The organism is Pseudonocardia sp., assembly GCF_035305885.1.
Taxonomy (GTDB): Bacteria; Actinomycetota; Actinomycetes; order Mycobacteriales; family Pseudonocardiaceae; genus Pseudonocardia.
The window spans coordinates 17,934-40,181 of record NZ_DATGOP010000015.1; the positions used below are offsets into that span (position 1 = coordinate 17,934).

The 22,248-nt window shown below is 75.2% G+C and carries 25 protein-coding genes; 10 read left to right on the forward strand and 15 right to left on the reverse strand.

Going from position 1 to position 22,248, the window contains the following annotated elements:
- Window positions 1-40: 40 nt before the first annotated feature.
- The 5 genes from VKZ81_RS02375 to VKZ81_RS02395 form a co-directional block, all read right to left on the reverse strand.
- Window positions 41-1,249 (reverse strand): MinD/ParA family ATP-binding protein, encoded by a 1,209-nt coding sequence (locus VKZ81_RS02375; protein WP_324239705.1) that lies wholly within the window; start codon window positions 1,247-1,249, stop codon window positions 41-43.
- Window positions 1,246-1,896 (reverse strand): hypothetical protein, encoded by a 651-nt coding sequence (locus tag VKZ81_RS02380; protein WP_324239706.1) that lies wholly within the window; start codon window positions 1,894-1,896, stop codon window positions 1,246-1,248. The genes VKZ81_RS02375 and VKZ81_RS02380 overlap by 4 nt, the downstream gene beginning before the upstream one ends.
- Before the next feature lie 37 nt (window positions 1,897-1,933).
- On the reverse strand, window positions 1,934-2,608 hold the full coding sequence (locus VKZ81_RS02385; protein ID WP_324239707.1) for a hypothetical protein: 675 nt from the start codon (window positions 2,606-2,608) through the stop codon (window positions 1,934-1,936).
- A 123-nt stretch (window positions 2,609-2,731) separates the two neighbouring features.
- Window positions 2,732-4,528: an aldehyde ferredoxin oxidoreductase family protein gene (locus VKZ81_RS02390; protein WP_324239708.1), complete on the reverse strand. Its 1,797-nt coding sequence runs from the start codon at window positions 4,526-4,528 to the stop codon at window positions 2,732-2,734.
- A 43-nt stretch (window positions 4,529-4,571) separates the two neighbouring features.
- Window positions 4,572-5,414 carry an NTP transferase domain-containing protein gene (locus tag VKZ81_RS02395; protein WP_324239709.1) on the reverse strand — a complete coding sequence of 281 codons (843 nt, stop codon included), beginning with the start codon at window positions 5,412-5,414 and terminating at the stop codon, window positions 4,572-4,574.
- A gap of 65 nt (window positions 5,415-5,479) precedes the next feature.
- Here VKZ81_RS02395 and VKZ81_RS02400 point away from each other — a divergent pair, with 65 nt between their 5' ends.
- From VKZ81_RS02400 to VKZ81_RS02410, 3 genes are read left to right on the forward strand one after another with little or no spacing between them, the layout of a single operon-like run.
- Complete coding sequence (locus VKZ81_RS02400; RefSeq protein ID WP_324239710.1) at window positions 5,480-6,733, forward strand: AI-2E family transporter; 1,254 nt, start codon at window positions 5,480-5,482, stop codon at window positions 6,731-6,733.
- A 19-nt stretch (window positions 6,734-6,752) separates the two neighbouring features.
- Entirely contained in the window at window positions 6,753-7,253 is a 501-nt protein-coding gene (locus VKZ81_RS02405; RefSeq protein ID WP_324239711.1) for a ribose-5-phosphate isomerase, read from the forward strand.
- Complete coding sequence (locus tag VKZ81_RS02410; protein ID WP_324239712.1) at window positions 7,254-8,099, forward strand: Fpg/Nei family DNA glycosylase; 846 nt, start codon at window positions 7,254-7,256, stop codon at window positions 8,097-8,099. It begins immediately after the preceding gene.
- On the opposite strand, the gene VKZ81_RS02415 is transcribed toward VKZ81_RS02410, so the two are convergent.
- Together VKZ81_RS02415 and VKZ81_RS02420 are read right to left on the reverse strand one after the other, a co-directional pair.
- A complete protein-coding gene (locus tag VKZ81_RS02415) occupies window positions 8,062-9,267 on the reverse strand; it encodes a cytochrome P450 family protein (protein WP_324239713.1) in 1,206 nt (401 codons plus the stop codon). The two genes, VKZ81_RS02410 and VKZ81_RS02415, sit on opposite strands and share 38 nt — an antisense overlap.
- Before the next feature lie 75 nt (window positions 9,268-9,342).
- A complete protein-coding gene (locus VKZ81_RS02420) occupies window positions 9,343-10,215 on the reverse strand; it encodes a sigma-70 family RNA polymerase sigma factor (protein ID WP_324239714.1) in 873 nt (290 codons plus the stop codon).
- 57 nt (window positions 10,216-10,272) lie between these two features.
- Here VKZ81_RS02420 and VKZ81_RS02425 point away from each other — a divergent pair, with 57 nt between their 5' ends.
- Entirely contained in the window at window positions 10,273-10,755 is a 483-nt protein-coding gene (locus VKZ81_RS02425) for a carboxymuconolactone decarboxylase family protein (protein WP_491723606.1), read from the forward strand.
- A gap of 50 nt (window positions 10,756-10,805) precedes the next feature.
- Here VKZ81_RS02425 and VKZ81_RS02430 read toward each other — a convergent pair whose 3' ends face one another.
- The gene (locus tag VKZ81_RS02430) at window positions 10,806-11,567 is read right to left on the reverse strand and encodes a hypothetical protein (RefSeq protein WP_324239715.1); all 762 of its coding nucleotides are present in this window, start codon (window positions 11,565-11,567) and stop codon (window positions 10,806-10,808) included.
- Window positions 11,568-11,675: 108 nt separating this feature from the next.
- Here VKZ81_RS02430 and VKZ81_RS02435 point away from each other — a divergent pair, with 108 nt between their 5' ends.
- A complete protein-coding gene (locus VKZ81_RS02435) occupies window positions 11,676-12,428 on the forward strand; it encodes an HAD-IIA family hydrolase (RefSeq protein ID WP_324239729.1) in 753 nt (250 codons plus the stop codon).
- Between the two features lie 247 nt (window positions 12,429-12,675).
- On the forward strand, window positions 12,676-12,831 hold the full coding sequence (locus VKZ81_RS02440; protein WP_324239716.1) for a hypothetical protein: 156 nt from the start codon (window positions 12,676-12,678) through the stop codon (window positions 12,829-12,831).
- Between the two features lies 1 nt (window position 12,832).
- Here VKZ81_RS02440 and VKZ81_RS02445 read toward each other — a convergent pair whose 3' ends face one another.
- The 3 genes from VKZ81_RS02445 to VKZ81_RS02455 all read right to left on the reverse strand — a co-directional run bounded on the left by VKZ81_RS02445 (window position 12,833) and on the right by VKZ81_RS02455 (window position 15,455).
- Window positions 12,833-13,330 carry a GNAT family N-acetyltransferase gene (locus VKZ81_RS02445; protein ID WP_324239717.1) on the reverse strand — a complete coding sequence of 166 codons (498 nt, stop codon included), beginning with the start codon at window positions 13,328-13,330 and terminating at the stop codon, window positions 12,833-12,835.
- A gap of 101 nt (window positions 13,331-13,431) precedes the next feature.
- On the reverse strand, window positions 13,432-14,892 hold the full coding sequence (locus VKZ81_RS02450) for a PH domain-containing protein (RefSeq protein ID WP_324239730.1): 1,461 nt from the start codon (window positions 14,890-14,892) through the stop codon (window positions 13,432-13,434).
- A 50-nt stretch (window positions 14,893-14,942) separates the two neighbouring features.
- On the reverse strand, window positions 14,943-15,455 hold the full coding sequence (locus VKZ81_RS02455; protein ID WP_324239718.1) for a PH domain-containing protein: 513 nt from the start codon (window positions 15,453-15,455) through the stop codon (window positions 14,943-14,945).
- Window positions 15,456-15,498: 43 nt separating this feature from the next.
- Between VKZ81_RS02455 and VKZ81_RS02460 the strand changes: the two genes are divergently transcribed.
- Together VKZ81_RS02460 and VKZ81_RS02465 are read left to right on the forward strand one after the other, a co-directional pair.
- Window positions 15,499-16,098 (forward strand): TetR/AcrR family transcriptional regulator, encoded by a 600-nt coding sequence (locus VKZ81_RS02460; RefSeq protein WP_324239719.1) that lies wholly within the window; start codon window positions 15,499-15,501, stop codon window positions 16,096-16,098.
- A 50-nt stretch (window positions 16,099-16,148) separates the two neighbouring features.
- Window positions 16,149-16,880, forward strand: a complete 732-nt coding sequence (locus tag VKZ81_RS02465; protein WP_324239720.1) for a Mut7-C RNAse domain-containing protein — start codon at window positions 16,149-16,151, stop codon at window positions 16,878-16,880.
- Window positions 16,881-16,936: 56 nt separating this feature from the next.
- Here VKZ81_RS02465 and VKZ81_RS02470 read toward each other — a convergent pair whose 3' ends face one another.
- The 3 genes from VKZ81_RS02470 to VKZ81_RS02480 all read right to left on the reverse strand — a co-directional run bounded on the left by VKZ81_RS02470 (window position 16,937) and on the right by VKZ81_RS02480 (window position 20,265).
- Window positions 16,937-17,596 (reverse strand): RraA family protein, encoded by a 660-nt coding sequence (locus VKZ81_RS02470; RefSeq protein WP_324239721.1) that lies wholly within the window; start codon window positions 17,594-17,596, stop codon window positions 16,937-16,939.
- A complete protein-coding gene (locus VKZ81_RS02475) occupies window positions 17,596-18,471 on the reverse strand; it encodes an alpha/beta fold hydrolase (RefSeq protein ID WP_324239722.1) in 876 nt (291 codons plus the stop codon). The genes VKZ81_RS02470 and VKZ81_RS02475 overlap by 1 nt, the downstream gene beginning before the upstream one ends.
- Window positions 18,472-18,534: 63 nt before the next feature.
- A complete protein-coding gene (locus VKZ81_RS02480; RefSeq protein ID WP_324239723.1) occupies window positions 18,535-20,265 on the reverse strand; it encodes a peroxidase family protein in 1,731 nt (576 codons plus the stop codon).
- A gap of 194 nt (window positions 20,266-20,459) precedes the next feature.
- Between VKZ81_RS02480 and VKZ81_RS02485 the strand changes: the two genes are divergently transcribed.
- The gene (locus tag VKZ81_RS02485) at window positions 20,460-21,398 is read left to right on the forward strand and encodes a methyltransferase (RefSeq protein ID WP_414709319.1); all 939 of its coding nucleotides are present in this window, start codon (window positions 20,460-20,462) and stop codon (window positions 21,396-21,398) included.
- Here the strand turns inward: VKZ81_RS02485 and VKZ81_RS02490 are convergent, their stop codons facing one another.
- Entirely contained in the window at window positions 21,399-21,725 is a 327-nt protein-coding gene (locus tag VKZ81_RS02490) for a DUF1905 domain-containing protein (protein ID WP_324239725.1), read from the reverse strand.
- A 48-nt stretch (window positions 21,726-21,773) separates the two neighbouring features.
- On the opposite strand from VKZ81_RS02490, the gene VKZ81_RS02495 reads away from it, so the two are divergent.
- Window positions 21,774-22,248: putative immunity protein (locus tag VKZ81_RS02495; RefSeq protein ID WP_324239726.1), on the forward strand; the 475-nt coding region annotated here is incomplete at its 3' end.

Sequence of the window (22,248 nt, forward strand, 5' to 3'; positions counted from 1 at the left end):
CGTCGGTTGGTTCCTGCGTCGTCGGGTCGGGGTCTCGCGGTCAGCCGGGGTCGGGCGCCGGTGTCGCGAACGGGGGCGCGGGCGCGGCCGGGGACGGGGCGCCGAACCCGTCGGCGACGTGCGCCGCGAGCAGGTACCAGGCGTCGCGCGTCGCGCTGCGCCACAGCGCCGGGTCGATCCGGCCGCCGGTCGCGAGGTGGGGGTCGGGCGGGATGTCGACGACGGCGCGGCAGCGGGTCGCGAAGTGGGATCGGATGAGGCCGCGGTCGACGTCCGGGCTGTGCCGGTCGCCGCAGAGCACGACGATCGACTGCTCGGCCGCCACCCGGTAGCCCTCGTCGGCGAGGAACGACAGGGTGCGGCTGGCCCGGTTGGCGCCGTCGACCGTGGGCGAGCCGACGACCACCAGGCTGTCGGCGGTGGCGAGCGTCGCCGCCATGGCCGAGTGCACCATCCCGGTACCGGAGTCGGTGATGATCACGTTGTAGAAGCGCTCGAGCAGGGACGTGACCTCGAGGTACTCCTCGGCGCTGAACGCCTCGCCCATCGCGGGCTCCTGCTCGCTGCCCAGCACGTGCAGCCGCCCGGCGCTGCGGGTGTAGCGGGTGAGCTCGGCGACCGAGGTGAGGTTGGGCATGTCCTCGTAGAGGTCGCGGACCGTGGGCCCGCCGGGCCCGGTGAGCCGTTCGGACAGCGTGCCCGCGTCGGGGTTGGCGTCGAGGACCACGACCCGGTCGCCGCGCAGCTCGGCGAGCACGAGGCCGAGGCAGGCGGCCACGGTGGTCTTGCCGACGCCGCCCTTGACCGACACGACCGCGACCCGGTGCGGGGCGGGCAGGGGTCGTCGGATGCGGTGGACGAGCTCCACCCGGGCCGCCTCGTGCGCGCTCTGCCCCGGGTTGATGCGCCCACCGGAGGCGGCGTAGAGGGCGAGCCGCCAACCCTCGGTCGGGGTGGGGCGCCGGTGGTGGACGAGCGCCTCGTCGGTGAGCACGCCGTCGCTCGCGACGTCGACATCGGCGGTGGGGAGGAACCCGGTCGGGGACGACGGGTAGGGCTGCGGTGGGGGCAGCCGGCTCCAGTCCGGGACCGCGGGGGCGGGCGGGATCACGGGGATCGGCTCCGTGGGCGGGTCGTCGTCGACGGCGACGGGCGGGCCGGCGACCCGCCCGCCGCGGCGGGGCCGCGACGAGACGTCCGCCCACTCCGCCCGGCCGTCGGGGCGGTGGCGGCGGTGGTGAGCGGTCACGGCGGCACCGCCCCGTCGTGCACCTCGGTCGGCACCGGCGGCACCACGACGACCGCCCCGATGTCCACCCGCCACCGGTCGGTCACCTCCCGCACCGGGACGAGCAGCTCGTACCAGTAGGAGTCCAGGCCCACCCACTCCGGGTCGGACGGGGCGGGCGCCGCGGCCGGGTACGGGAGCACGTCGGTGCTGTGCCGGATGCAGGTGGGGGTCTCCGACACCCGGCGGAACGGGGTGACCCGGACCCGGACGTGCACCAGCAACCGGTCGTCGGCCAGCGCGATGACCGCCCCGGGCAGCGCCAGCTCTCCGCGCTGGCGCCCGAGGCCCGACCAGCCGGTGGCGGCGAGCCGCTCCTCCCGCACCGGCGGCTCGACGTACGGCGCGAGGGCGCGGCCCCGGCGGCCGGGGTCGCTCTCGTCCCAGGACAGGAAGTCGACGCCGAACGCGCCGGCCAGCGCGCCCGCGTCGGCGCGGCGGGCGGGTAGGGCGGCCGGTGCGGCGGATCCGGCGCGCGGGTGGCCCAGCGCGGCGAGGTCGACCGGCGCCGGCTGCAGGCGGGGCGGCGGCTCCGCGCCGCGGGAGCGGGCCCGCCGCGCCGGCGGCGGGCGGCGCCACGTCCGCGGCGCACCCCCGTCGGCGCTCATCGCCCGCCCCGCCCGCGGGCCGGCCGCGTGGGCGCGCTCATCGCGCGGTCCCCTCGCCGCGCTCGAGCGCGTCGGCGATGCTCGAGCCGCCGCGCCCGGTGCCCGCCCGGGCGGAGCCGCCCCGATCCCGCTCGTCGGCAAGGGCGGACAGGACGTCCTCCAGGTCGCGGGAGCGGGCAGCGGACGTGGAGCCGGTGCCGCGCTCCCCGGTGCGCCCGGCGCCGACCCGGTCGTCGAGCCTGCCGTCGAGCCGGCCGTCGAGGCGGTCGCGCGCATCGTCGAGGCCCGCGTCGGGGCCCGCGTCGAAGTCGGCGTCGAAGTCGGCGTCGAAATCGGTGGCGGGGTCGGTGTCCGCGGCGGTGGTCTGCTGCCGGGCGCTGCTCGGGGCGAAGCCCGCGTCCGCGAGCGCGGCGGTGAGCCGCCGGGAGGCGGGGTCGTCGCGGTCGGCGACGATGTCGGCGAGCTCCTGGGCGAGCACCGCGACGAGCGCCGAACCGGCGTCCGCTTCCCGGCGGGCGCTCCCGGTGCCGTCGCCGACGTCGACGACGTCGGCGAGCCGGTCGCGCGTCGCCCCGAGGCCGGCCCCTGTTCGTTCGCCCGCGGGACTGGCGAAGCGGGCCGCGGGTTCCGCGGCGTCCGGGAACGGCGCGGCCGGGCCCGTGGCGGCACCGGCCGCCGTCAGCAGTGCGATGACGAAGCTGCCTGCATCCAATTCCGCTCGCCTCACAACGGGAGTCGCTTCTCGGTCCGGTGCGGAACCGTGACAGCCGCGACCCGGCACGCGCGGGCGAACGCGGGGAATCGTGTGCAGGTGCGAACGCGCGGGGTGCTTCTCCTACAGCAGCAGGTCGGCGCGGTCGGCCGCGGCGGGGCGGCCGTCGGCGTCCAACCCGCGCCGCTCGTAGTAGTGGTCGACCATGCTGCGCAGCCGTTCGGCGGTGAGCTCGGCCGTGCGCCCGGACCCCAGCTGCAGGGGCGTGTCGAGCATCCGGCGGGGCAGCACGTCGTCGGCCGCGGTGGCGCCCTCGCGGGCGTTGAACTCGCGCTTGGCCAGCACGATCCGCCGGGCGGTCGCGCGCAGCTCGTCGGCGGTGACGTGCCAGCCGGTGACCGGGCGCAGCAGCGCCGCCCACTCCTCGAACGGCTCGGTGAACACCCCGCGCAGGAACTTGCAGAGGATCATCGAGTCCATGACGGCCGCCCGGTCCTCGGTGGCGATGGCGGCGGCCACGTGGGCGGGGCCGCCGGAGAGCCGGTCGAGATCGCCGGAGAGGTCCGCCTCGTAGGCGCCGGAGCGGTTGTGGTCGGCGCCGCGGGCGTTGACCGCGAGGCCGAGCGCCATCGACTGCAGCGACCGCGGCTCGTAGCCGGGCAGCTCGAGGCCCTTGACCTGCGGCGCGAACTCGATCGAGCCGTGCCCCACCACCTCGGCCGCGGCCCGCGAGCCGAGCGCGAGCAGCTCGCCGAGCCCCGGTTCCCGGGCGCCGATCATCTCGAGCGCGCGCAGCACCGCGGCGCCGTCGCCGAACGTGAGCCACGGCGCGTCGATCAGCCCGCGCTCGACGCACTCCATCGCCCAGGCGATCGTGCCGCCCGCCGAGATCGTGTCGAGGCCGAGCTCGTCGCAGCGGGCGCTCGCGGCGAACACGTCGTCCGGGTCGGAGACGCCGCACAGCGGGCCGAGCGCGAACACGTTCTCGTACTCCATCCGCTGCGATCCGCCGCCCTTGCGGGAGTAGATGTGCTCGCAGCCGATCGAGCAGGACGCGCAGCTGTTGCGCGCGACGCCGCGCAGCTCGTGCAGCTCCTCCGCGGCGAGCTTGGGCGCCTCGGCGAAGGTGGCCGCGGTGAAGTTGCGCGTGGGCAGCGTGGAGACGGCGTTGAACGCGAGCAGGTTGGCCAGCGTGCCGAGCTCCCGGTACTTGGCGGTGGCCGGCCCGAAGCTGCGGCGCCGCAGGTCCTTGGCGGCGGCGAGCACGGCCTCCGGGTCGGCGACCCCGACCTTGGTCGCCGCACGGACGAGCACCGCCTTGATGTTCTTCGCCCCGAGCACGGCGCCGAGCCCACCGCGGCCCGCGTGCCTGCCGTCGTGGCTGATGGTGGCGTAGCGGACACCGCGCTCGCCCGCGGGCCCGATCGCCGCTGTGCGCCAGCCGCGGCCGAAGCGCTCCTTGACGGCCTCCTCCGCCTCGGCCGCGGGGAGCCCGGCGAGGTCGGGCGCGGGCTCCAGCCGCGCGCCGTGGCCGTCGACCAGCAGCACCGACAACTCCGCGGCCCGCCCGCGCACGACGATCGCGTCGTTGCCGGTGAGCTTGCCCGCGATCGCGAACTGGGACGAGGCGAGCGCGTCGGTGAGCAGCCCGGTCAGCGGCGACTTCGCCACCACCGCGAACTTGGCGCTCGTGGTGAGCGGGGTGCCGACGAGCGGGGAGAAGACGAACGCGAGCGGCGCGGAGGGGGCGAGCGGGTCGACCCGGGCGGGGGCGAGGCGGTGCAGCAGCCACGTGCCCAACCCGACGCCGCCGAGGTAGGCGCGCAGCACGCGGTCGGGCAGCTCCAGCGCGCCGGCGGTGGCCGACGTCGCGGAGACGTCGACGACCAGCGCGCGCCCCGAGTAGCCGCCTGCCGTCATGCCTCGACTGTAGGCGCGTCGGGAGCGCCTCGTCGGGCGCCGGTCAGCCGCCCGCGTCGGCGGACAGGAACGCCACGGTGTCGCCCGCGACCAGCGGGGTCTGCCGGTCCCGGGTGATCTGGTCGCCGTTGAGCGCCGCCACGACGTGCGGGCCGAGTTCGAGCCCGACCGCGGCGGCCGCGGCCCCCAACGTGGCCGCCTGCACCGTGCCGGGCGCCGGGCCGCCGCGGCGGGCGAGCGCCCCGTACCGCTGGACGGCGACCTCGGGGGCGGGGCGGTCCCGGGCCGCCCGGTAGTCGCCGGGCTCGTTGACGTTCACCACGGAGTCCAGCTCCGGGTCGACGGCCTGCAGCCGGGGGTCGGCGAGCAGCTCGGCGTCGTCCACGTGGCGCGTCCGGCACCGCTCGAACAGCTGCCCGAGCTTCAGCTCGCCGTTCCTCGCCATCTCGGCGAGCACGGGTGCGAGCGCGGTGCGGTACGCGGCGGCGAGCGGCTGGCGGTGGCCGCGGGCGTGGGGGAGGACGGCGTCGCCGTCGAGCAGGGCGACCACCCGCCGGACGTAGGCGGGGTGCAGGAACGGCAGGTCGGTCGAGCAGACGAACGCGGCCTCCGCCCGGTCGGCGACCGCGGCGAGCCCGGCGGCGATCCCCTGGACGGGCCCGAGCCCCTCCACCGGGTCGTCCACCAGCTCGACCGTGTCGGGCAGCGGCGGCAGCTGCTGGCCCGGCGCGCGCACCACGACGACCGGCCCGTCGACGGTACGGGCGAGGATCCCGGTGGTACGACGTAGCAGGGTGGACCCGTGCCACTCGAGCGCCGCCTTCGCAGTCCCCATCCGGGACGAGCGGCCGCCCGCGAGCACGATGCCTGCCGTACGGGGCGTCACCCACCCGATCGTAGACACGGTGGCTCTGCGACTCTGGCCACGAGGCACCTGGAGAGGAGACGGTCGTGACGACGAGCGAGGCCCCTCGTCCGGGCCGGGGCACCGCGATCGGCGAGGGCATCACCTGGGCGGCCCGCTGGAGCCTGCGGCTGGTCCTCGTCGCGCTCGGCGCGGTGCTGCTCTGGCTGCTGGTCGGCGCGCTGTGGTCGATCGTGATGCCCACGCTGCTCGCGGTGATCCTCGCGACGGTGCTGTGGCCGCCCACCGCGTGGCTGCGCAGGCACCGCTTCCCGCCCGCGCTCGCCGCGGGCACGGTGGTGCTCGCCGGCATCGTGGTCCTCGCCGGGCTGGTCGCGCTGATCACCACGTCCGTGGTCGGCAGCATCCCCGAGATCACCGCGAGCGCGACCTCCGGTATCCAGGCCATCCAGCAGTGGCTGTCGGGGCCGCCGCTCAACCTCGCCCAGAGCCAGCTCGACGCCGCCCTGCAGACCGCGACGGTGCAGCTGCAGCAGAGCGTCTCCGCGATCACCGCGAGCGTGCTCACCGGCGTGGGCAGCGTGGCGTCCGGTGTGATCACCGCGCTGCTGACGCTCGTGCTCGCGTTCCTGTTCGTCAAGGACGGGCCGCGGTTCCTGCCCTGGCTGCAGGCGGTCGCCGGGGACGGGGCGGGCAGGCACATCACCGAGGTGCTGCGCCGGATCTGGACCACGCTCGGCGACTTCATCCGGGTGCAGGCACTCGTGGCGTTCGTCGACGGCGTGCTCATCGGGCTCGGCCTGCTGATCCTCGGCGTGCCGCTCGCGATCCCGCTCGCCGTGCTCACCTTCCTCGGCGGGTTCGTGCCGATCGTCGGCGCCCTGGTCGCGGGCGCCCTGTCGGTGCTCGTCGCGCTGGTCAGCAACGGGTTCACCACGGCGCTGGTCGTGCTGGTGATCATCGTCGTGGTGCAGCAGCTGGAGGGGAACGTCCTGCAGCCCTACCTGCAGGGCCGCAGCCTGCGGCTGCACGCCGCGGTCGTGCTGCTCGCCGTCACCGCGGGCAGCACGCTCTACGGCATCGCGGGCGCGTTCCTGTCGGTGCCGGCGGTGGCGGCGGCGTCGGTCGTGGTGCGCTACCTGGGCGAGCGGATCGACGCGCGCGTCGCGGGCGGCGCACCGCCCCAGGTCGACCCGCCGCTGGAGACGGTGCAGGTGGTTCCGGGCACCCCGGGCGCGCCCTCCCCGGACCGCACCGAGCCCGATCCCGAGCCGGACGTGCCCGACCCGGATGTGCCCGACCCGGATGTGCCCGACCCGGACGTCCCCGACGTGCGCTGATGGGGGAGGATGGGCCACCGTGCGGGTCTACCTGGGTTCCGATCACGCCGGCTTCGAGCTGAAGGCGCACCTGGTCGCACACCTGAGCGCCCAGGGCCACGAGGCGATCGACGTCGGTCCCGCCACCTACGACGCCGAGGACGACTACCCCCCGTTCTGCGTGGAGGCGGCCCGGCGCACGCTCGCCGACCCGGGCAGCCTCGGCATCGTGCTCGGCGGCTCCGGCAACGGCGAGCAGATCGCGGCCAACAAGGTGCAGGGCATCCGGTGCGCGCTGGCGTGGAGCGTGGAGACCGCCACGCTGGGCCGCCAGCACAACGACGCGCAGGTCGTGGCGATCGGGGCCCGGATGCACACGCTGGAGGAGGCCACCGAGATCGCGGAGGCGTTCCTCGCCACGCCGTTCTCCGGCGAACCCCGCCACCAGCGGCGCATCGACCTGCTCACCGAGTTCGAGCGCACCGGGGTGCCGCCCGCGTTGCCGCCCGACCAGATCCCGGCGCCGACGTCCACCACGTAGATGCCAGAAGGCCACACCCTCCACCGGCTCGCCGACCTGCACCGGCGCCGCTTCGCGGGCCACCCCGTCGCGGTGTCCAGCCCGCAGGGCCGGTTCGCCGCGAGCGCCGCGCTCGTCGACGGCCGGGTGCTCGAACGCACCGACGCGCACGGCAAGCACCTGTTCCACCACTACGGCCCGGACCTCGTGGTGCACGTCCACCTCGGCCTCTACGGCAGGTTCAGCGACGAGCCGCTGCCGGCGGGGGCGCCGGTGGGGCAGGTGCGGATGAGGATGGTGGGCCCCACCCACTACGCCGACCTCCGCGGCGCGACCGCGTGCGAGCTCGTGACCGACGCCGAGGCCGACGCCGTGCGCGCCCGCCTCGGCGCCGACCCGCTGCACCCCGACGCCGACCCCGACCGCGCGTGGGCCCGGATCTCCCGCTCGCGCGCCCCGCTCGCCACCCTGCTCATGGACCAGACGGTGATCGCGGGTGTGGGGAACGTCTACCGGGCGGAGCTGTTGTTCCGCCACGGCCTCGACCCGCAGCTGCCCGGGCGGGACCTGAGCCGCGAGCAGTGGGAGGCCATGTGGGCCGACCTGGTCGAGCTGATGCACGACGGCTACCGCAGGGGCGTGATCGAGACGCTGCGCCCGGAGCACGCGGAGCTGTCCGACGGCCCGGTCGACGTGAGCGGCAAGCGCGTGTACGTCTACCGGCGCACCGGGGAGCCGTGCCTGCTGTGCGGCACGCCGGTGGCGCACGCCGAGCACGCCGCCCGCAACCTCTACTGGTGCCCGACCTGCCAGTCGCGGCGCCGGCGGGTCAGCCGAGCACGACGGGCAGCGCGACCAGCCCGTTGACGAGCAGCCCCGGGTCGCGGGCCGGTTCGGTGTCCGGGTCGGCGAGCCGCAGCCCGGGGAAGCGCGCGAGCAGCGTGCCCAGCGCGATGCGGCCCTCGAGGCGGGCCAGCGGCGCGCCGAGGCAGTGGTGCAGCCCGTGGCCGAACGCGAGGTGCGAGCTCGCCGGCCGGGTGATGTCCAGCCGGTCCGCCTCGTCGAACCGCGCCGGGTCGCGGTTGGCGGCCAGCAGCGCGGGCAGCACGACGTCGCCCGCCGGGATCGTCACCCCGCCCACCTCGATGGGCGCCGCCGCGACCGCGGGGATCGCCACCTGCACCGGGCCGTCGTAGCGCAAGAGCTCCTCGACGGCGGCGGGCATCCGTTCCGGCTCGGCGCGCAGCAGCGTGAGCTGGTCGGGGTGGCGCAGCAGGGCGTGGGTACCGGAGACGATCAGGTTGACGGTGGTCTCGTGCCCGGCCACGAGCAGCAGGAACACCATCGACGTGAGCTCGTCCTCCGAGAGCCGGTCGCCGTCGGTGTGCACCGCGATCAGCGCGGAGAGCAGGTCGTCGGCGGGGGCGGCGCGCTTGTCGGCGAGCAGCTCGCGCAGGTAGTCGACCACGCTGCGGGCGGCGTCGATGTAGACCTCCGCCGGGTGGACGTCGCCGTTGACGACGATCTGGGACCAGCGCCGGAACTCGGCGCGGTCGCCGGGCGGGATGCCGAGCAACTCGGTGATCACGGTGATCGGCAGCGGGAACCCGAAGGCCTCGACGAGGTCCACCGGCCGTCCGCCCGCTCCGGCAGCGGCCATCTCGTCGAGCAGGGCGTCGGTGATCTCCTGGATGCGCGGGGCCATGGCCTCGACGCGGCGATGGGTGAACGCGGCGGTCACCAGGCGGCGCAGCCGGGTGTGGTCGGGCGGGTTGGTGCTGAGCAGGTGCGTGTTGATCGCGGCGTTCAGGTCCGCGGGCATCGCGTCCATGTGCGGGCCGCCGCCCGCCTTGACCAGCGACGGGTGCGCGAGCAGCTCGCGCGCCTCGGCGTACCCGGTGACCACCCAGACGGGGACACCGGTGAACAGGACGACCTTCTGCACCGGGCCGGTGGCCGCGAGCTCCGCGAACGCGGCGTGCCGGGCCGGGCCGGTGGTCTCGGTGAACGGCGACGGCGCGGCAGATGTGGTCACCGTCACGACGCTAGCGACTCGCGCGGACGGGCACATCCGGTCTCGCTGGCAGCCGGCTGAGAAGGATCGACCGTGCTACGCGTCGAGGACGGCCGGGTCGAGCCGGGCGAGCCGCTCGGGGTCGGTGAGGGTGTCCAGCTCCACGACCCGGCCGCCGGACACGGTGAACGCCGCTACCGAGACGATCCGGTCGCCCTCCACCGCGACCGCCCCGACCGCGCCGTTCACCAGCGCGAGCCGGGTCGGCGCGGCGGTCGCGCCGAACGCCGCCGCGCCCCGAGCCACCTGCTCCGGGCCGCGCAGCACCGCGCTCGGGCGCAGCTTGCCGCCGTCGGCGCGCGCCACGACGTCCGGGGCGAGGAGGGAGACCAGGGTCTCGAGGTCACCGCCGCGCGCCGCCGCGGTGAACGCCTCCACGACGGCGCGTTGGGCGCCGAGGTCGGCGTCCGGGGCCGGGCGTGCGCCGCGCACCCGCCGGCGGGCCCGGCTGGCCAGCTGCCGCGTGGCCGCCTCGCTGCGGCCGAGCACGGCCGCGATCTCGTCGAACGGCAGGGAGAACAGGTCGTGCAGCACGAACGCGAGCCGCTCGGACGGGCTCAGCGTCTCCAGCACGACGAGCAGCGCGATCCCGACCGAGTCGGCGAGCACCGCCTCCTGCTCGGGATCGGGGGTGTCGAGGCGCGCGAGCACCGGGTCGGGGACGTGGGCGTCCAGCGGCTCCTCGCGGTGGCGGGACCGCAGGACGTTCAGGCAGATGCGGGCGACGATCGTGGTGAACCAGCCGCCGATGTTGTCCACGGCGTCGGCCTCGGCGCGCGACACCCGGAGCCACGCCTCCTGGAGCGCGTCCTCGGCCTCGGCGTGCGAGCCGAGCATCCGGTGGGCCACCGCACGCAGGTGCGGCCGGTGCTCCTGGAACAGCCTGGTCAGGACGTCCTGCTCGGCCACCTGTCACATCCCTTCGCCGTCGGGTGTCAGAGCACCGACCCACCGAGGGACACCGATGTGACAGGAGCGAAGACCATGCGCATGACCAACCCGGCGTTCGTGCTCCCGGAGGCGATGAAGGGCATCCAGCACCTGCTCAAGGCGACCGGTCAGGGCGGGGTGCCGAAGCGCACCCTCGAGCTGGTGGGGCTGCGGGTGAGCCAGATCAACGGGTGCGCCGCCTGCATCCAGGGGCACGTCCGCGAGGCCAGGAAGGCGGGGGAGACCGACGAGCGGGTGATGGCGGTCTCGGCGTGGCGGGACACGCCGTTCTTCGACGACGCCGAGCGTGCCGCGTTGCAGCTGGCCGAGGCGGTGACCCGGCTGGCCGACCGCACCGACGAGCCGGTGCCCGACGCGGTCTGGGACGCCGCGGCCGACCACTACGACGAGAAGCAGCTGGCGGCGCTGCTGGTGATGATCGGCACGCTCAACCTGTTCAACCGCTTCAACGTCACGATCAAGGGACGGGCCGACCGGCCCAGCTGGGAAGCCGCCTGACGAGGGGGAGGGGGTGGGGGGATGCGCGGGCCCACGCATCCCCCCACCGGTCAGAAGTCGAAGCCCCCGTCGAACCCGCCGGCGTCGAACCCGCCGTCGAGGCCGCCGCCGTCGAAACCGCCCGGGTCCTCGCCCATGTCGGCCCCGACGTCCCCCTGGGCGTCGTCGGCGAAGGCCGCGCCGTCGGAGAACCCGTCGGCGTACGCCACGCCGGCCATGCCGGAGAACATCGCGCTGAACAGCAGGGCCGACCCGACGCCCCACGCGCCCGCGACCAGGGCGGGCTTCCACCACGGCTCGGAGTACCAGCCCTGCGGCACCGGCCGGCCCGCGATCACGCCGCCCGGGTAGTAGTGCTGGTTGCGACCCGACGGCACCGGCGAGGCGCTGTAGCGGTGGCCCTCCACCTCGACCTCGCGCTCCTCGCTCACCGCGCCCGCGCGCTGCTGGCCGGGAAGCGGCGGCAGCTCGGGGCCGGGGTCCATCCCCATCGCGGTGCGGGCCGCCCGCACGTAGTAGAGGCCCTCGTGCGCGGTCTCGATGACGTGGCGGGCCTGTGCGGGGCTGCGCACCTGCTCCATCTGCGACCCCGCCGCGTTGTAGCGCTCCGCCGCGTCGGCGAGCGCCTGCTTGGCGGCCTCGTTCGTGCCGACCAGGTTCAGCACCTGGCCGCCGAGCCGCTCCACCCACCGGCGAGCCTCCGACTTCGCGTCTTCCAGCTCGCGGGCCTGGGCCGCGTTGCGCTGCCGGATCAGCCATGCGACGCCGACCGCGATCAGCGCGATGACCAGGATGGTCATGATCGTGCCCACGAAAACCACTCCCCATCGCCAACCGTCACCCTGGGAAACGCAGGTGGGGCCGCTCGCGTTCCAATAGGCTCACCGGCCGTGGCCGAATCGAAGCCGATCGAGTGCTGGATGACCGACATGGACGGCGTCCTCGTGCACGAGGGGCGCATCATCCCGGGCGCCGACGAGTTCATCGCCCGGCTGCGCGAGACCGGCAAGCCGTTCCTCGTGCTCACCAACAACTCGATCTACACCCCACGTGACCTGCAGTTCCGGCTGCGGACGAGCGGGATCGACGTGCCGGTCGAGTCGATCTGGACCTCGGCGCTCGCCACGGCCACCTTCCTCGACGACCAGCGGCCGCAGGGCAGCGCCTACGTGGTCGGGGAGGCGGGGCTCACCACCGCGCTCCACGAGATCGGCTACGTGCTCACCGACAACTCGCCCGACTACGTGGTGCTGGGGGAGACGCGCACGTACAGCTTCGAGGCGGTGACCACCGCCATCAGGCTGATCCGCGGCGGCGCCCGCTGGGTGGCCACGAACCCGGACCCGGTCGGGCCGTCGCCCGAGGGGGTGCTGCCCGCGACCGGCGCCGTCGCCGCGCTGATCAGCCGGGCCACCGGGGTGGAGCCCTACTTCATCGGGAAGCCGAACTCGCTGATGATGCGGGCCGCGCTCAACCGGGTGTCGGCGCACTCGGAGACCACGGTGATGATCGGCGACCGGATGGACACCGACATCATCGCGGGCCTCGAGGCGGGCATGCGCACCGTGCTGGTGCTGACCGGCATCACGCAGGCCGAGGAGGTGGAGCGCTTCCCGTACCGGCCGAACCGGGTCGTCGCGTCGGTCGCCGACCTCATCGACGAGATCGAGTAGACCGGGCCCGCCCGCCCCCGTGGCCGGATCCGCACCACGAGGGCACGTCGGTGTGGATCCGGGGCCGACGAGGAGGGGGTTCGTCGACCGGGCGCATCGACGGGGACGCGCGCGGGCCCAGCGTCCGCGCGGGGCCGCGTCGACCCCGCCCCCCGCATCGACTCGTGACACGCCGGGCCCGCGTTACCCGACCGGCGCGGCGCGCGCACCCCGGAAATGACAGGGGTGTGATTTAGCATCGGGTGACATGGACACGACGAGCTCGACCGGTTGGTGGGTGTGCACCGGGTGTGGCGTCGAGGCCGAGCTGCCCGTCGCCGCGACGGCCGGCTGCGAGGTGCCGTGCCCGGACTGCGCGGAGCCGATGACCGAGAGCTGGCGCTGGGAGAGCGTGGCCGCGTAGGTCAGGCCTCTTTCAGGACCAGCTCGTAGTCCTGGCCCACCAGGTCCACGCCGAAGCTGTGGTGCGGCTCCTCGGCGACGAGCCGGAAGCCCGCGGCGAGGTAGATCTTGCGGGCGGCGGCCAGCACGTCGTTCGTCCAGAGCCGCACCCGTTCGTAGCCCGCGTCGCGGGCGAAGTCCACGCACGTCTGCACCAGGCGGGTGCCGAGCCCCAGGCCGCGGGCGTCCGGGTGCACCAGCAGGATCCGCAGCTTCGCCGTACCGGGGTCGTCACCCGCCACGCAGAAGACGCAGCCGACGCGCCTGCCGTCGAGCTCCGCGATCCACGCCCGCTCGCGCGCCGGGTCGCGGTCCTGGGCGAAGTCGGCCACGATCCGGGCGACCAGCGCCTCGAACGAGCTGTCCCAGCCGAACTCCGCCGCGTACTGCTCGCCGTGCGCGAGGATCACCCAGCCCAGGTCGCCCGGCCGGCCGAGCTCTCGGATCTGCACGTCGCCCATCGCTACCCTCCTACTGAAACGACTGTGCACATTCTCGCGACGGGCGCCGATCCGCAAGTCCACACCCCCGCAGGCCGACCGACGAGCGGCCCGCTCGTCGCCTAGGTCGCGACGAACGCGCCGTTCGTCGGAACGGGAGCGGGCGGGGGTTCGAGGAACGGGTCCAGGAGGCCGGGGACGGCCGCCGCCGCGAGGGCCAACGCGTCGTCGCAGGACGCGTCGGGCACCGCGTAGGCGCCCGCGCCCGCCGCGGTCGTCGCGACCAGCGTGGCCAGGCCGGCGCGGCGCTGGAAGATCGACTGACGCACCGTCCAGCCGATGATGCCCGCGCGCTGCAGGGCGACGGTCGCCCGCCGGACGCTCCCGCGGCGGGCCACCAGGTACCGCTCGCCCAGGCCGTGACCGAGGCCGCGGTGGGCGTCGACGGCGAGCGCGGCGGCGATCGGCACCAGCACCACGGCGCTGACCCAGGCGGCGTGCAGCAGCACCTCGGCGACCAGCACGCCGCCGAGCGCGAGGACCGCCGCGACCGTCGCGACGCCGCCGAGCGCCCACCGCAGCCGCTTGCTGCGCGCGGCGGCGGGGTGGCGGGTGAGGGGCACCGCGTCGAACGGGGGCTCGCCCAGCACGGCGGCCGCGACCCGGCGGGCGGTCGCGCGCGGGGCCACGGGCAGCAGGGTGCGGTGGTCGGGCTTGTCGCCGTCCTTGCCGGTCGTGATGCCGGTGGCCACCGCGTCGACCCGGGCCGCCCCCGCGAGCCGCGCGCCCAGCGGCTCGACGAGTTCGACGCCGCGCAGCCGCGACTCCTCGATCGAGGTGGAGCGGGTGGTGAACAGGCCGCGGCGCACCCGCAGCGTCCCGGGTTCGCGGTCCAGTCGGTAGTTCCACCACATCTCGACCCAGAGGCCCAGCGCGGCGACCGCGCCCACGGCGAGCGCCACCGCGACGAGGACCGCGAGCGTCACCGCGAGGGGGACGCCACGGAACAGGCCCAGCACCCGGTCGATCACCTCGGACTGCAGACCGAACCACTTCGCGACCTGCAGCACACCGCCGAAGGCGCTCACCCCGAGCAGCGGCGCCAGGAACGACACCGGGGCGTAGCGGATCCAGCGCGGGTCCAACGTGGCGAGGGCGCCGTCGGCCGCCACCCGCCCGTCGGCCCGGGCCAGCAGCTCGCGGCGCAGCGACTCGCCCACGGCCGCGCGCACCGGCCGCAGCACCACCGACGCCTCGCCCGCGCCGGACTGCTCGCCCGTGCCGATCCGGACGGTGACGAGCCCGAACGCGCGCAGCAGCGGGTCGGCCGTGATGTCGACGGTCCGGATGCGGTCGCGTTGCACCGACCGGTGCCTGCTGACCAGGACGCCGGTGCGCAGCTCGACCCGGCCGGGGGCCAGCCGGTAGCGCGTGCGGCGCCAGCGGACGTACTCGACGGCGCTGCCGCCCGCCACGAGCAGGGCCGCGGCCGGCAGCAGCCAGAGCAGGGCCGTCCCGATCGACGTGGCCTGCGCGATCCCGATCCCCGTCGGCACGCCCGCGGAGATCGACACACCGGCCATGAGCAGTGCGGCGACCACGACGGTGCGCCGGTCCAGGGCCGCCCAGCCGGTCACGTCGCGTCCCCGGGCGTGGCCCGGGTGGTGGCCGTGAGCCGTTCGGCGAGCTCGGTGGCCACCCGGTGGTCGAGCCCCTCGATCTTCACCGCGCCCTTCGCCGACGCCGTGGTGACGGTGACCGTGGCCAGCCCGAAGCGCTGCTCGAGCGGCCCGCGCTGGGTGTCGACGGTCTGGATCCGCGACATCGGCGCGACCCGCCACTCCTGCCAGAAGTAGCCGGAGCGGGTGTAGACGGCGGCGTCGGTGACCTCCCACCGGTGCACGCGGTACCACCAGCGCGGCAGCGCGAGCACCAGCGGCACCCCGACCACCGCGACGAGCGCGGCCGGGAGCAGGAACCAGGCCCGCGCCGGCGGGATGAGGAGCCCGAGCGCAACCAGCGCCGCGAACGGGACGCCGAACAGCAGCGCGAGCGTCGTGCGCCACCAGCCGACCGCGCGCGGGTCCACCGGGTTGCGCGGTGGTCGCAGGCGCAGGTCGCCGCGCCGGGTCGTGGTCGTCGTCATGCCTCCCCCTTTGCAATGCGATCGCATTCTATAATCTGGGGGCATGCCCAAACGGGTGGATCACGACGAGCGCAGGCGTGAGATCGCCGAGGCCGTGCTGCGCCTCGCCGCCACCGAGGGGCTGGAGTCGGTGAGCCTGCGCCACGTGGCGGCGGAGGCCGGCGTCTCGATGGGCCGGGTGCAGCACTACTTCCGCAGCAAGGACGAGATGCTCGCCTACGCCTACGAGCACCAGGCGCGCCGGCACGAGCAGCGGATCGTCGAGCGGCTGCGGGCGGCGGGCGCGCCGCCGACCCCGCGCGACGTCGTGCGGACGGTGATGACGGAGATCCTCCCCACCGACGAGGCCAGCCGCGCGTCCTGGCTGGCGGGCATCGCGTTCTTCATTCGCGCGGTCTCCGACGCGCGGATGGCCCCGGTCGTCGCCGCCGGCGGCCCTGCGGTGATCGAGCTGTTCGCCGAGCGGCTCGACCAGGCGCGCGCCGCGGGCGAGCTCGCGGAGGACGCCGATCCTCGGCAGGAGGCCGTCATCCTCTGGGCGCTCGTCGACTCCCAGGCCAGCGCGATCGTCATCGGCGGGCGCACCCCCGCCGAGGCCGTCGCCACGATCGACTACCACCTCGGCCGGCTGTTCCGCGGCTGAACGGCCGCCGCGGGCTGCCCGGGCGCCGGGGCACTGGGATCCTGGGCGGGGTGGAGGTGGTCGTCCGTCCGGCGCCTGCGTTGTGGCTGTTCCTGCCGCCGCGGCGCCGCCGCCCGCAGATCACGGTGCCCTACGACGGCACCGCGTCGCTGGGGCACGTCTTGCGGGCCGTCGGGATCCCGCTGACCGAGGTGGCCGACCCGACCGTCGACGGCGTCCGCTCCGACGTGTCGCGCCGGCTCCACGACGGCGCCGTGGTCGAGCTCCGCCCGCCGCCGCGCCCCCAGCCGCTGCCGGACGGCGCGCGGTTCCTGCTCGACGTCCACCTCGGGTCGCTGGCTCGTCGGCTGCGGCTGCTCGGCGTCGACACCGCCTACGGCAACGACGCCGACGACGCCGACCTCGTCGCCCGCGCCGAGCGGGAGCGGCGTGTCCTGCTCACCCAGGACCGCGGGCTGTTGATGCGGCGGGCGCTGCGGGCGGGCGCGTACGTGCGGGGGGCCGGCGCGGACGCCCAGCTCGTCGACGTGCTCGACCGGTTCGCCCCGCCGCTCGCGCCGTGGACGCGCTGCTCGGCCTGCAACGGGGAGCTGGAGGACGTGCCGAAGGAGCGGGTCGTCGACCAGCTGGAGCCGGGCACCCGCCGCTGCTACGACCGGTTCGCCCGGTGCCGGGCCTGCGGTCGCGTGTACTGGCGGGGCGCGCACGGGCGGCGGCTCGAGCGGTTGGTCGCCGAGGCGCTCGGGGCCGCCGCCCGAACTTCAGGAAAGCCACATTCATGAAGCTGCGCTTCAGGAAAGCCACATTCCTGAAGTCCCGTCGGCTTCCCGAAGCCCCGTCAGCCGCCCGGCTGGAACCGGAAGGTGCTCTCCTCGCCCGCGGCGACGGCCCGGAGGTGCTCGCGGGCGTTCGTGAGGTCGTACAGGCTCCGTCCGCTGCGCATCCCCTCGGCCACCTCGGCCTCGACGCGCTCGATCTCCTCCGCCCGGTCGATCGCGGCAGCGATCCGCTCGGGCGGGGCGATGAGCAGCCCGTCGTCGTCGCCGACGACGATGTCGCCGGGCCGCACCCGGATACCGCCGAACGTCACCGGCTGCTGCACCACCACCGGCCCGAGCGCGGGCCCCGCGGCCGGGGTGGTGCCGCGGGCGAAGACCGGCAGCCCCACGCGGCGGATCCCGCGCAGGTCGCGGCAGTACCCGTCGACGACGATCCCGGCGAGCCCGCGGCGGCGGGCCTCCGTGGCGAACAGCTCGCCGGACGCGGCCAGCGGCCTGCCGTCCGTGGCCGCGACGAGCACGCTGCCCGGCTCGGCCCGGCCGATCGCGTCGATCATGCCGAGCAGGTCGCCGTCGGCCCGGACGGTGAACGCGACGCCCACGAGCGTGACGTCCGGCAGCAGCGACTGCACCGCCGGGTCGCAGACCGGCAGCGTCTTGTCGGCGTCCGACAGCGACGAGACCTGCACGCGCGCGAGCCGGTTGAGCAGGTCGTCCATCAGGCCTCCAGGAACCGTTCGAGGGCTGCGAGCGACTCCTCCGGTCGCTCCTCGACGAGGAAGTGTCCGGCGTCGATGCCCACGCCGGTCACGTCGGTGGCGTGCTCGCGCCACACCGCCACCGGGTTGTGCGGACCGCGCCCCACCACGCCCCGGGTGCCCCACATCGCGAGCAACGGGACCTCGACGCGCCGCCCGCGGTCGGCCCGGTCGTGCTCCAGGTCGATCGAGGCGCCCGCCCGGTAGTCCTCCAGCATCGCGTGCCGCGCGTCCGGGTCGGCGAACACGCGCTCGTACTCGGCCAGCGCCTCCGGCGCGTACACGTCGAGCCGGCCGCCCCAGCCGCCCAACAGGGCGTGCAGGTAGCCGATGGGGTCGCCTGCGATCAGCCGTTCCGGCAGGTCGTAGGGCTGGATGAAGAAGAACCAGTGGTAGTAGGCGGTGGCCAGGGTGCGGTCGACGTGCTCGTAGACGTGCAGCGTCGGCAGGATGTCGAGCACGGCCACCCGCGTGACGGCGTCGGGGGAGTCCAGCGCCATCCGGTGTGCCACGCGCGCGCCGCGGTCGTGCCCGACCACCGCGAACCGCTCGTGCCCGAGCGAGCGCATCAGCGCGACCTGGTCGGCCGCCATCGCGCGGAACGAGTAGCCCGCGTGGTCGTCGCCGGACGGCGGGCGGCTCGAATCGCCGTACCCCCGCAGGTCGGCCGCCACGACGGTGTGGTTGCGCGCCAGGGCGGGCGCCACCTGGTGCCACATGGCCGACGTCTGCGGGAAGCCGTGCAACAGCAGCACCGGGGGCCCGGTGCCGCCGTGCACGGCGTTGATCGTCGCCGCACCGGTGTCGACCGCGACCCGCTCGAATCCCTCGAACACGATCTCCAGACCGTACCGGCGATCAGCGGGTCGCGGCAGTGCGCGGAAGCCCGCGCTCGACGATCAGCGGTGCACGCCCGCGAACCGCAGGAAGGAGACGATCGTGTCGACCGGGTCGGAGCCGATCGTCACGCCCTGGGAGGGGTCCCAGTTCTGGTTGAGGAACGACGTCGGGTCGGCCCGCAGCTGGCCGATGATCGTCTCCGCCACGATCCGGCTGCCGACCGGGCCGAGGCGTTCGCCGTTCTCGAGCGCCTCGGCCTCCCTGAGCACGTAGAACCACAGGGGCGTGTCCTCGAGGAAGCCGCCGTCGACCAGCGCGTCGTCGACGGGGGTGGGCCGGTCCTCGCCGGTGAGCAGCTGGGACCGGGGCATCGGCGGGATGCCGAGCGAGCGGGCCACCGCCTGCCCGGTCGGGATCGCGAGCCGGTACCCGCGCAGCAGGTTGCGGACGGCGAGCCGCTTCAGGATCCGCTGGATCCGGTCGGAGGTCTCGTCGTTCGCCTCGTTGGCGAGGTTCCCCAGCGGCGGCGCGACGTGCGTGTCGATCTTGCGGGCGAACCGGGGCGGGACCGCGTCGGGGGTTCCGGGCGGCCGGGGCTCGAACCCGGTCAGCCGTTCGAACTGGGCAGGCCAGTTGTCCGGCAGCGTCGGGCTGCCGGCGAGGCCCCCGCCGCCGGTGAACAGGAACAGCAGCTCGAACGTCGCCGACGGGCTGCGGTCGGGGTTCGTCCCCGGCGCGCCGAAGTTCGTGTTCCAGTCGTAGCCGGCGCGCACCATGCTGTGCCCGAAGCGGTAGGCCGCCACCGAGAACTCCAGCGGCATGAACACCTCGTCCGGTGGGGTGTCCGGGGCGAGGTCGAAGCGCGGGGGGATCGTGCCGGTGAGCAGGCCGTCCACGACCGCCGGGTCGGCGATGGTCTTCAGGAAGTCGTGGACGGTGATCCACTGGTAGTGCCACTCGACGAGCTGGCGGGCCTGCTCGAAGCTCCCGTCGCCGGTGACCGGGCTGGTCGGGTTGGCGGCGAACCAGTCGAGGACCGCGTTGTGGAACTTGAGGAAGGCCAGGTGCAGCTGGGCGACGATGAGGTTCTCGTCGTTGCGGCCGTCGCCGATCTGCGCCTTCTGGTTCTCCCGTGGCAGGTCGTCGCCGATCAGGGGCTCCTGTCCCGGCGGGCCGGGGGGTGAGACCACCGGGGTGAGCGGGCCGATCACCAGCCGGTCGCCGTCGTAGGGGACCTGGTCGGGCCCGCCGGAGAAGTCGGGACCGTTGCCGTAGACCGAGTCCAGGTTCAGCCGGGGTTCGCGCAGGTTGCGCAGCAGGCGGACGACCTTCTCCGGTTGCAGCGGCTGAAGCGGCAGGTCGGTGACGCCGATGTCGTCCTCGCGGTCGGTGTTGGCCGTCAGGTCGTGGTCGACGAACTGGCCCCAGTAGGTGTAGATCGGCGGGATCGCCGAGTCCGCGGAGCCGGGGTCCCCGGGCTGCTCGACCATGGCCGTGCCGAGCGCCTTCAGCGAGGCGACGACCGCGGCCGCGGGGCGGTCGGGCAGGTGCGCGGCGGGGAAGAGCCCCCGCAGGTCGTCGAACATGTAGCCGAACGGCGTGGACGTCTCGACGATCTGGGCCCAGCGCGGCGCATCCCCCCGGCGTCGCGTCGGGTCGACCGCGGGCAGCTCGTCGCCGGTGACGTGCCCGCCGTGGCGCAGGTCGGTCAGGACCCGGGGCAGGTCGGGGGTGGCCCGGCGGGTCCGGCGGCCGTCGACGCGGGACGGACGTTCCGGTGCTTCGGTCATGGTGGTGTCCTCCGTATCCGTCGCGGAGGGCGAGATCAGGCCCCCTGGGGCAGGAGGGCTCGGTGCGCCGCGTGATACACGCGCTGCGCGGCGTAAATCCGTGGTGGCCGGTCCGGGCGGCTGCGTACGGTCGCGCGGTGGACCGATCGGAGGCAGGGCGTTCCATCGTGCAGCTGGCCGATCTGGCCACCCCGATGGCCGTCCGCGTGGCCGCGACGTTGAACCTGGTGGACCTCGCAGGTGGCGACGGCGCGACGCCGCAGCGGCTCGCCGCCGAGACCGGCGCCGCCGCCCCCGCGCTGCGCCGCCTGCTCGACCACCTGGTCACGGTCGGGGTGTTCGACCACGACCCCGAGTCCGGCCGCTACCGGCCCACCGAGCTGGGCGCGCAGATGGGTGCGGACGCGCCGGAGGGCGTCAGGCCGCTGCTCGACATCAACGCCGCCGGCGGGCGCGCCGAGCTGGGCTTCGTCGAGCTGCTGGAGACCGTCACCAGCGGCGTCCCCGGCTACCTCCTGCGGTACGGGCGCGACTTCTGGGCCGACCTCGACGCCGACCCGCGGCTGCGCCGCTCGTTCGACGCCCAGATGAACTGGCGCTACCAGGCGCAGGCGGCGCAGATCGCCGAGCGCTTCGACTGGGGCCGGTTCGCCGAGGTGGTCGACGTCGGGGGCGGGGACGGGACGGTGCTCGCCGCGATCCTGTCCGCCCATCCCGGCGTGCGCGGCCGGGTGGTGGACCTGGCGCCGACGGCCGCCGCGGCGGCCGAGCGGTTCGCGGCGGCCGGGCTCGGTGACCGGGCCGATGCCGTGCCGGGCAGCTTCTTCGACCCGCTGCCCGCGGGTGCCGACGCCTACCTGCTGTCGGACATCCTGCACGACTGGGACGACGAGCACGCCCGCGCGATCCTCGCCGGGTGCCGCACGGCGGCCGGCCCGGGCGGCACCGTCGTCGTGATCGAGGGCGCGGGGGCGGCGGGCACCGCGATCGACCTGTTCATGCTGATGTGCTTCGGCGGCCGGGAACGCGGCGTCGACGAGCTGACCGGGCTCGCCGCCGGCTGCGGCCTGGTGCTGCGCGGCTCGGGCCCCGTGGCGGACGGGCGGACGGTGCTGGAGTTCGCGGTCGCCTGATCAACAGGTCGGGCCGGTGCCGCCCGCCTGGCGCCCGCCGCGCGGGGCGACGGTGAGACCGACCGTCACGGTGTCGCCCTCGACGACGCCCTCCGCCTTGCGCACCGCGTCCTTGACCGGGAGGACGTACCCGCTGTTGCGGGGCAGCAGCGACGTCTCCCACGTGGTCTCCCCGATGCGGGCGCGCACCGGGACCGCGCCCCAGCCGTACGAGGCCGCGGCCGCCTCGACGCGGATGGAGTCGCAGCCGTCCGAGGGCACGGTCAGCCAGTAGTACGGCGCAGGTCCCCGCCACTCGAACAGCTCGGCGCTGAACTCGAGATCCACGCGGGGGACGCTACCGGCCGGGAGGGACGGCGTGGGCAGGATGGCGCGGTGGCGGAGGGCTTCCCGACGATCGAACTGACTCCGGACGAGCTGCGGGAGGTCGCCGCCTACGCGCTGGCGTGCGCCCGGCCCGCGGTGGAGCTGTTCGAGCGGGAGCGCCCCGGTGACCCGCGGCCCCGCGCCGCGCTCGACGCTGTCGGGGCGTTCGTCGACGGCGGCAGGCGCACCAAGGCCATCCGCGACGGCGCGTGGGCCGCGCTCCGGGCGGCCCGGGAGGCCCGGGACGCCGGGCAGGCCGCGGCGGACGACGCCGCCCGGGCCGCCTGCGCCGCCGCCGGCGCGGCGTACCTGCACCCGCTGGCGAAGGCGACCCAGGTCGGGCACATCCTCGGCGCCGCCGCCCACGCCGCGCGGGCCTTCGAGCTGGAGGCCGGGGGCGATCCGGACGTCGCCGCGGCACACCTCGCGCGGGCGTGCGGGCTCGCCGGGCCCGTCGTCGTGGGGGTGCTGCGGCGCTACCCGG